The sequence below is a fragment of the Saccharomonospora iraqiensis subsp. iraqiensis genome, from assembly GCF_000430445.1.
GTDB classification, from domain to species: domain Bacteria; phylum Actinomycetota; class Actinomycetes; order Mycobacteriales; family Pseudonocardiaceae; genus Saccharomonospora; species Saccharomonospora iraqiensis.
Genome location: NZ_KE387079.1, coordinates 19,020 through 28,305, shown reverse-complemented (window position 1 = coordinate 28,305; position 9,286 = coordinate 19,020). Strand labels below are relative to the sequence as shown.

The 9,286-nt window shown below is 71.6% G+C and carries 8 protein-coding genes; all 8 read left to right on the top strand.

Annotated elements, in window-relative coordinates; translation table 11 throughout:
* On the top strand, nucleotides 1-189 hold a 189-nt coding region (locus ACTIR_RS0108875), incomplete at its 5' end, for a RuvA C-terminal domain-containing protein (protein WP_026453996.1).
* Nucleotides 190-211: 22 nt separating this feature from the next.
* On the top strand, nucleotides 212-1,363 hold the full coding sequence (ruvB, locus tag ACTIR_RS0108870; RefSeq protein WP_026453995.1) for a Holliday junction branch migration DNA helicase RuvB: 1,152 nt from the start codon (nucleotides 212-214) through the stop codon (nucleotides 1,361-1,363).
* A gap of 241 nt (nucleotides 1,364-1,604) precedes the next feature.
* On the top strand, nucleotides 1,605-2,021 hold the full coding sequence (yajC, locus tag ACTIR_RS0108865; RefSeq protein WP_026453994.1) for a preprotein translocase subunit YajC: 417 nt from the start codon (nucleotides 1,605-1,607) through the stop codon (nucleotides 2,019-2,021).
* Nucleotides 2,022-2,203: 182 nt separating this feature from the next.
* A complete protein-coding gene (gene secD / locus ACTIR_RS0108860; RefSeq protein ID WP_026453993.1) occupies nucleotides 2,204-3,934 on the top strand; it encodes a protein translocase subunit SecD in 1,731 nt (576 codons plus the stop codon).
* Between the two features lies 1 nt (nucleotide 3,935).
* Nucleotides 3,936-5,240, top strand: a complete 1,305-nt coding sequence (secF, locus tag ACTIR_RS0108855) for a protein translocase subunit SecF (RefSeq protein ID WP_084789381.1) — start codon at nucleotides 3,936-3,938, stop codon at nucleotides 5,238-5,240.
* Nucleotides 5,237-5,761 (top strand): adenine phosphoribosyltransferase, encoded by a 525-nt coding sequence (locus ACTIR_RS0108850; protein ID WP_026453991.1) that lies wholly within the window; start codon nucleotides 5,237-5,239, stop codon nucleotides 5,759-5,761. Before secF ends, ACTIR_RS0108850 begins: the two co-directional genes overlap by 4 nt.
* 158 nt (nucleotides 5,762-5,919) lie before the next feature.
* Entirely contained in the window at nucleotides 5,920-8,277 is a 2,358-nt protein-coding gene (locus tag ACTIR_RS0108845; RefSeq protein WP_026453990.1) for a RelA/SpoT family protein, read from the top strand.
* A 158-nt stretch (nucleotides 8,278-8,435) separates the two neighbouring features.
* Nucleotides 8,436-9,209 carry an enoyl-CoA hydratase/isomerase family protein gene (locus ACTIR_RS0108840; RefSeq protein WP_026453989.1) on the top strand — a complete coding sequence of 258 codons (774 nt, stop codon included), beginning with the start codon at nucleotides 8,436-8,438 and terminating at the stop codon, nucleotides 9,207-9,209.
* The last annotated feature ends 77 nt before the right edge of the window (nucleotides 9,210-9,286 follow it).

The window sequence follows — 9,286 nt, the reverse complement described above, 5'->3', positions numbered from 1 at the left end:
GCGGCGGATCCCGGGGCGGGTGCCGCGGCCCGGGCCGACGTCGTGACCGACGTGGTCCGGGCGCTGGTCGGGCTCGGGTTCCCCGCGAAGCAGGCGGAACAGGCCGTGGAGCGGGTCGTGGCCGACGAGCCGGGCGACACGTCCCGGGTGTTGCGGGCTGCGCTGGCGTCGCTGGGCAGGAAGAGCTGAGCCGGTCCGAGGTGTGTCCGGCGTGAGCTGCGATCGGGGGAATGGCGTGCACGAGGACCCGAGGTCCGGTCCCGGCTGGGCCCCGCCGTCCGGACCGGGCGAGGCCGCACCGGACGGGCACCCCGGTGCGGAGGGGGCGGACGGGCCGCTGTCCGCGGTCGCGCACACGGGGGAGCGGGAGATCGAGACCGCGCTGCGCCCGCGCAGGCTCGCCGACTTCGTCGGACAGCCGAGGGTCCGGGAGCAGCTGGAGCTGGTGCTGCACAGCGCCCGCAGGCGTGGTGTCCCGCCCGACCACGTGCTGTTGTCCGGCCCGCCGGGCCTGGGCAAGACCAGCATGGCCATGATCATGGCGGCGGAACTCGACACCGCCATCCGGGTCACGTCCGGGCCCGCGCTGGAGCGTGCGGGCGACCTCGCGGCGATGCTGTCCAACCTCACCGAGGGTGAGGTGCTGTTCATCGACGAGATCCACCGCATCGCGCGCCCCGCCGAGGAGATGCTCTACCTCGCGATGGAGGACTTCCGCGTCGACGTGGTCGTCGGCAAGGGACCCGGGGCCACGAGCATCCCGCTCGAGATCGCGCCGTTCACCCTGGTGGGCGCCACCACGCGGTCCGGTTCGCTGACCGGCCCCCTGCGGGACCGGTTCGGGTTCACCGGGCAGATGGAGTTCTACGCGCCCGCCGAACTCGAGCAGGTCGTGGCCCGGTCGGCGGAGATCCTCGGCATCCCGGTGGACGAACAGGGCCGCGCGGAGATCGCCCGGCGTTCGCGCGGCACCCCCCGGATCGCCAACCGGCTGCTGCGGCGGGTGCGCGACTACGCTGAGGTCCGTGCCGACGGCCGGGGGACGCTCCCGGTCGTGCGGGCCGCACTCGAGGTCTACGACGTGGACGAACTCGGTCTCGACCGGCTGGACCGGGCGGTGCTGGAGGCGCTCGTGGGTTCCTTCGGCGGTGGCCCGGTCGGGGTGTCCACGCTCGCGGTCGCGGTCGGCGAGGAGCCGACCACCGTGGAAGAGGTGTGTGAGCCGTATCTCGTGCGGGCGGGTATGCTCGCCCGCACGCCCCGTGGCCGGGTCGCCACCACCCTCGCGTGGGAGCACCTCGGACTCCCTCCTCCCGCTCCGGCGGGAGGGGTTGACCCCGGTTCGCCGACCCTGTTCGACTGAGCACGTCGGCTCCGCGCAGGGCGCTCGCCGGCTCCGTGCACGGCGGCGCCCGGGCGACGGTGACCGGCGAGCGGGTCACCGGGCAGGGCCGAACGGAACGGTGTCGACGGACGGGCACCGAGGCGTGCGCCACCGGTGCTCGACCTCGCGGCCGCGGCTGGCACACTCGAAGACAGCACATCCGGACAAACTGGGACGTCCCGGCCGGAGCCACCGGGCGGCGTCCGTCGAATGGAGAACCATGGACGGCCTCATCCTGCCGCTTCTGCTGATGCTCGTCGTCGCGTTGCCGCTCGTCATGGCTTCGCGCAAGCAGAAGAAGGCCATGGCCGAGCAGCAGGAACTGCAGAACAGCCTGGACGAGGGCGATCGGGTGATGACCACCTCCGGGCTGTACGCGACCGTGGTCGACGCGAGTGACGAGAGCACCATCGACCTGGAGATCGCCGAGGGCGTGGTGACCACCTGGCTGCGCCAGGCCGTGCGGGAGCGGATCAACCCGGTCACCGACGACGAGGAGGACACCGACGACGCCGCGGAGGCGGACGTGACGGACTCCACCACCTCCGACGACTCCACCGAGGTCGCCGCCGGGGACACGGAGAGCGAGCGTTCGGGTGCGCAGGTCGCCCCGCCGCTGGAGCACGGCAAGAAGTAGCCCGGGCACGGTCGGGCCGACACCGGGGTCCCCCCTCGGTGCCCGGCCCGGTCCGGTCCGTACGCATGGCACCGAGTAGGGTCTCGGTGCCGTACGTGTTCGCCGACCGCACACCTGTGGCGGGCGGCGGTGTGCGCGCCGACCCGTAAGCCGCCGAGCCAGTTCGAGGAGAGCGACCGACCGTGGCACCTCCGGCCGGGCAGTTCCGCCCGGGACGATACTTCGCGTTCTTCATCGCGATCGCCGCAGCGCTGTATTCCCTGGTGTTCTTCACCGGGGGCGGCGATCCGACACCGAAGCTCGGGATCGACCTGAAGGGCGGCACCCGGGTCACCCTCACGGCGCGGACCCCGGACGGCTCGGAACCGTCGCGGGACCAGCTCCAGCAGGCGCGGGAGATCATCCAGAACCGCGTCAACGGGATCGGGGTCAGCGGCGCCGAGGTGGTGCTCGACGGCAGCAACGTCGTCATCACCGTGCCCGGTCAGGAGGGCGAGCAGGCCAAGACGCTCGGCCAGACCGCGAAGCTCGGCATCCGCAAGGTGGTCGCCGTCCAGCCCGCCGGGGCGGCCCCGGGGCAGCAGCAGGGCCAGCCGCAGCCTGGTCAGCAGCAGCCCGGTGAGGGCACCGGCGAGCAGGGTGGTCAAGGTGATCCCACCACGGAGCCTCCCGCCGGGGAGGGGTCCGGTGGCGGCTCGGCGCCGGCGGCCCAACAGCAGGATGACGGGGACGGCGGCGACACCGACGAGGTCGCGCAGCGCATCCAGCAGGCCAAGCAGGTGCGGCAGAACCCGGACCTGATCCCCGCGGACCCGAGCGACCAGCGGGAGGTGCAGGCCGCGCAGATGGCCCAGCAGCGGGCGATGAACCAGCTCAGCTGCGCGCCGGGGCAGATCGACCCGCTGACGGGCAACGACGACCCCGACCGGCCGCTGGTGGCCTGCGGCGACGACGGCGCCCAGAAGTACGTGCTCGGCCCGGTGTTCCTGCCGGGGACCCAGATCGAGACCGCGTCGGCGGTCTACGACAGCCAGCAGGGCAACGGCTGGGTCGTGAACCTCTCGTTCAACGACCGGGGTGGCCGCACCTGGGCCGACTTCACCTCCGCCAACGTCGGCGAGCGGGCCGCGTTCGTGCTGGACACCGAGGTCGTGTCCGCGCCCAGCATCAACCAGGCGATCGCGGGCGGCGACACCCAGATCTACGGCGACTTCGGCCAGGCCGAGGCGCAGAACCTCGCGGACGTGCTCAAGTACGGGTCGCTGCCGTTGTCGTTCGACTCGTCCGACGCCACCACCGTGTCGGCCACGCTCGGCCTGGCCACCCTGGAGGCGGGACTGATCGCCGGGGCGGTCGGCCTCGCGCTGGTGTTCGTCTACTGCCTGTTCTACTACCGCATCCTCGGCGTGCTGACGGTGTTGTCGCTGGCACTCTCGGCGATGATCATTTACGCGGTGCTGGTGCTGCTCGGCCGGTGGATCGGGTACACCCTGGACATCGCGGGTGTCGTCGGGTTCATCGTCGCGATCGGGGTCACCGCCGACTCGTTCGTGGTGTACTTCGAACGCCTCAAGGACGAGATGCGGGAGGGCAGAACCTTCCGCTCGGCGGTGCCGCGCGGCTGGGTCAAGGCGCGGCGCACGATCCTCGCCTCGGACGCGGTCATGTTCCTCGCCGCCGTCGTGCTCTACGTGCTCGCCGTCGGCGAGGTGAAGGGCTTCGCGTTCACCCTGGGACTGTCCACGGTGCTCGACCTGATCGTCGTCTTCCTCATCACGCACCCACTGGTGGCGTTGGTGGCGAAGTCGAAGAAGCTGTCGAGTCCGCGGCTGTCCGGGCTGGGAGCGGTGCAGCGGATCGGTTCGAGCAGGCGCACCGCGAACCGTCTCGGCACGGCCGTGAAGGAGGCCTGACGTGGAGCAGCAGGGAGAGCGAAACGAGGACGCGGCCGGAGCCGGGGGCGACACGGCCGGGGCCGCGACCAACGCCGTGGGTGAGGCGCGGACCGAGGGGTCGGTGCTGCAGCGCCTCTACACCGGTACCGGGGCGTTCGACATCGTCGGCCACCGCAGGCGCTGGTTCCTGGCCTTCGGGGCGCTGCTGCTGATCTGTGCCGCCTCGATCGGGCTGAAGGGGTTCAACTTCGGCATCGAGTTCGAGGGCGGCACCCAGATCCAGATGCCCGCCGTCGGGGCGGACGGCCCGATCACCACGGATGAGGCGTCGGACGCCTTCGAGGACGCGCTGGGCAGCAACCCGTCGGAGACGCAACAGGTCGGCGTCGGGGACGCGGCCTCGATCCAGCTCCGTTCCGACTCGCTCGACCCGGCCGAGGTGGCCGAGGTCAAGCAGGTGCTGTTCGAGCAGCTGCGGCCGCTCGGGGCCGACGGGCAGCCGACCGAGCAGGTGATCAGTGACAGTGCGGTGAGTGCGTCCTGGGGCGGGGAGATCTCCCAGCAGGCGCTGATCGCGCTGGCCGTGTTCCTGGTGCTGGTGACGATCTTCCTCGTCATCTACTTCGAGAAGTGGATGGCCGTGGCCGCGCTGATCGCGCTGCTGCACGACGTCGTCGTCACCGCGGGGGTGTACTCGCTCGTCGGGTTCGAGGTGAGTCCGGCGACGGCGATCGGGCTGCTGACGATCCTCGGCTACTCGCTGTACGACACGGTCGTGGTGTTCGACAAGGTGAAGGAGAACACCCGCGGCCTGCTCAACCTGACGCGGCGCACCTACGCCGAGGCGGCCAACCTCGCGCTGAACCAGACCCTGATGCGCTCGATCAACACCTCGCTGATCACGCTGCTGCCGGTGGTGGGGCTGCTCGTGATCGGCTACATCCTGCTCGGTTCCGGGACGCTGCAGGACCTCGGCCTGGTTCTGATGACCGGGCTGATCGCCGGGACGTTCTCCTCGATCCTGCTGGCCACGCCGATCCTGGTCGAGGGCAAGATGCGGAACCCGACCTACATCAAGCACGCCGAGAAGGTGCGGGCACGGCGCGAGCACCAGGCCCGTAAGCTCAACGGGTCGGCTTCGGGGGCCGCCGACGGGGACGATTTCGACCCCGGTGACGACGAGTCGTTGTCCGCGGAGCTGCGCCGGGAGAAGGCGCTGTCCGCGGCGGCGAGTGTGCCTGACCGGCACCCGAAGGCCCGACGGGGTGAACGTACGTCCGGCCGACGCGGATCGGCCCGGCCGACAGGAAAGCGGAAACGGTGAACGCGAGGAAACTCGACGAGGCACTGGACCTGATCGCCGAGATCCCGGACTTCCCCGAACCGGGGGTGCTGTTCCGGGACCTCACCCCGCTGTTCGGGGATCCCGAGGCGTTCGCACTGGTGATCGACGCCCTGGGGGACGCGGTCGGGGACGTCGACCGGCTCGCGGCCGTGGAGGCCCGGGGGTTCGTCCTCGCCGCGGCGCTGGGCTACGCACGCGGGCTCGGCGTGGCGCTGGTCCGCAAACCCGGCAAGCTCCCGCAGGTGGCGGGCCGCGTCGACTACGCACTGGAGTACGGCAAGGCCACCCTGGAGCTGCCCGCCGGGTCGGTGCGCGCCGGGGAGCGGGTCGCGGTGGTCGACGACGTGCTGGCCACCGGCGGCACGGTCGCCGCGACCACCGAACTCCTGCGCTCGGAGGGCGCGGAGGTCACCGGCGTGTCGGTGGTGCTGGAGCTGTCCCAGCTGAACGCCCGCTCCCGGATGCCCGGGGTTCCGGTCCACGCGCTGCGCACCCTCTGACCGGGCTCACCCCACCCCGCGCCCCGGCCCGTACGGCTGTCCCGCGCCCGGCCGGGTACCCGTCGGGAGTGCCCGGGACCGCACCCGCACGGTGTCGCGCGTTACGCTGGAGGTCGACGTCGAGTCGACGGCCTGTGTGACGACCTGGAGGTGTGCGGGTGAGCCAGGAGCTTGATTCCGTGGTCGCCGCCCGTTCCGACGCCGGTGCGTCCACGGGGGGTGGGCAGCACGGCGGAACGGGGGTGGACTCGGCCGCCGTCCGTGCCCCGTCGGCGACCCGGCGGGTGCGGGCCCGGTTGGCGCGGCGGATCACCGCGCAGCGGCCCGCCTCGGTGAAGCAGGTGCTCGAACCGCTCGCCGCGATCCACCGGGAACTGCACCCGAGCGCCGACCTGACGCTGTTGCAGCGGGCCTACGACGTGGCCGAGGAGCGGCACCGCGAGCAGCGGCGCAAGTCGGGCGACCCCTACATCACCCACCCGCTGGCGGTCGCCACGATCCTGGCCGAGCTGGGTATGGACACCACGACGCTGGTGGCGGCCCTGCTGCACGACACGGTGGAGGACACCGGGTACTCCCTGGAGCAGCTGGGGGAGGACTTCGGCGAGAAGGTGTCCCAGCTCGTCGACGGGGTGACCAAGCTCGACAAGGTCAAGCTCGGCACCGCGGCGGAGGCCGAGACCATCCGCAAGATGGTCATCGCGATGGCCCGGGACCCGAGGGTGCTGGTCATCAAGCTCGCCGACCGGCTGCACAACATGCGCACCATGCGTTTCCTGCCGCCGGAGAAGCAGGCCCGGAAGGCGAAGGAGACGCTGGAGGTCCTCGCACCGCTGGCGCACCGGCTCGGGATGGCCACGGTGAAGTGGGAGCTGGAGGACCTCGCCTTCGCCATCCTGCAGCCGAAGAAGTACGACGAGATCGTGCGGCTGGTCGCCGACCGCGCGCCGTCCCGGGACACCTACCTGCGCTGGGTGATCGGCGAGCTGACCAAGCAGCTGGAGGAGTCCCGCGTCGACGCCAAGGTCGAGGGCAGGCCCAAGCACTACTACTCGATCCACCAGAAGATGATCGTGCGGGAACGCGAGCTCGACGACATCCACGATCTGGTGGGTGTGCGCATCCTCGTGGAGGACGTGCGGGACTGCTACGCGGCGATGGGTGTGGTGCACGCGCTGTGGCAACCGATGCCCGGCCGGTTCAAGGACTACGTCGCCCAGCCCCGGTTCGGCGTGTACCAGTCGTTGCACACCACCGTGATCGGGCCGGACGGCAAGCCGCTCGAGGTGCAGATCCGGACCTACGAGATGCACCGCACCGCCGAGTACGGCATCGCGGCGCACTGGCGGTACAAGGAGACGAAGGGCACCCACCGGGGCAACGCCGTCGACGTCGACGAGATGGCGTGGATGCGGCAGCTGCTCGACTGGCAGCGGGAGGCGGCCGACCCGGGCGAGTTCCTGGAGTCGCTGCGCTATGACCTGGCCACCCGCGAGATCTTCGTGTTCACGCCGAAGGGCGATGTGGTGACGCTGCCGGTCGGGTCCACCCCGGTGGACTTCGCCTACGCGGTGCACACCGAGGTCGGCCACCGCTGCATCGGCGCCCGGGTGAACGGCAGGCTGGTCGCCCTGGAGCGCAAGCTGGACAACGGCGAGGTCGTGGAGATCTTCACCTCCAAGGCGGAGGGCGCGGGACCCAGCCACGACTGGTTGTCCTTCGCCGGGTCGCCGAAGGCCAGGGCGAAGATCCGCCAGTGGTTCGCCAAGGAGCGCCGGGACGAGGCGATCGAGTCCGGCAAGGAGGCCATCGCCAAGGAGGTCCGCAAGATCGGCCTCCCGCTGCAGCGGCTGGTGTCCGCCGACACGATGGGCTCGGTGGCCAAGGAGCTGCGCCACGCCGACATCAGTTCGCTGTACGCGGCGGTCGGTGAGCGCCAGATCGGTGCCAAGCACGTCGTGCAGCGGCTGGTGGCGCTGATCGGCGGGGTCGAGGAGGCCGAGGAGGAGCTCGCCGAGCGTGCGACCCCGTCCACGGTCACCCGCAGGCGCTCGACCGGGGACGTCGGGGTGGTCGTCAAGGGCGGCCAGTCGGACATCTGGACCAAGCTGGCCCGGTGCTGCACGCCGGTGCCGGGCGACGACATCCTCGGCTTCGTCACCCGCGGGGGCGCGGTGAGCGTGCACCGCACCGACTGCACCAACGCCGACGACCTGCACCGGCAGCCGGAGCGGTTGCTGGAGGTGGAGTGGGCGCCGACGGAGTCGTCGGTGTTCCTGGTGGCGATCCAGGTGGAGGCGCTGGATCGGCACCGGCTGCTGTCCGACGTCACCAAGGTGCTGGCCGACGAGAAGGTCAACATCCTGTCCGCCTCGGTGACGACCTCCAAGGACCGGGTCGCGGTCAGCCGGTTCAGCTTCGAGATGGGCGACCCCAAGCATCTCGGCCACGTGCTGAAGGTCGTCCGCAACGTGGAGGGCGTCTACGACGTCTACCGCGTCACCTCGGCCACCTGACCCCGCGAGTCGACACTCCACAACCGCGAGTCGCCACTCCAGGACGCCGAGTCGACACCCCAGGACCGCGAGTCGACACCCCGGCGTGCGCGCGGTCGGTGCCGCGACGTGTGCCACTCCGGGCTCCGTGGCGGGCGGGCGGGATCTATGGTTGCGGCGTGACCGACGGGATCCAGTTCGACCGGGACGGCGCGACCGCCACACTCACCCTCGCCCGCCCCGCCAAGATGAACGCCGTCAGCCACGCCATGTGGTCGGCGGTGCCGGACGTGGTGGCCGAGGTGGAGGCCGACCCGGCGATCCGGGTCCTCGTGCTCACCGGTGCCGGGGACCACTTCTCCGCGGGCGCCGACATCGGGGAGTTCCGCGAGCTGCGGGCCACGCCCGAGGGGGCGGCCGTCTACGACGACGCGGTGGAGAAGGCGGTCCGCGCGCTCACCGGGATGCGCAAGCCGAGCATCGCGCGGGTCCGCGGGAACTGCATCGGCGGTGGGTGCCAGCTGTCGGTGGCCTGCGACTTCCGCTTCGCCGCGCGGGGGAGCCGCTTCGGCATCACCCCCGCCAAGCTCGGCATCGTCTACGACTTCGCCTCCACCCGCAGGCTCGTCGCGCTGGTGGGGCCGGCCCGCGCCCGCTACCTGCTCCTGTCGGCGCGGCTGCTCGACGCCGACCGTGCCCACGGGATCGGCCTGGTCGACGAGGTGGTGGACGACGACGCACTGGAGGAGGCCACCGCCGACTTCGCCCGCACCCTGTGTTCGCGGTCGCAGACGTCGGTGCGCGGGATGAACGAGATCATCGAGCGGATCACGGAGGGGCAGCGGGACAGCGACGCGGCCGTGGAGGCGCTCCGCGCCGAGGCCGTCGCCGGGGACGACTACGCCGAGGGGGTCGCCGCCTTCCTCGAACGGCGTTCCCCCGACTTCGGCTGAGCTCCCGCACGATCCGCGGTCGACGCGGTGCGGGTCCCCGGCGACCCCGGGTGCGTCGGGGGCGGTCCGGCGCGGTG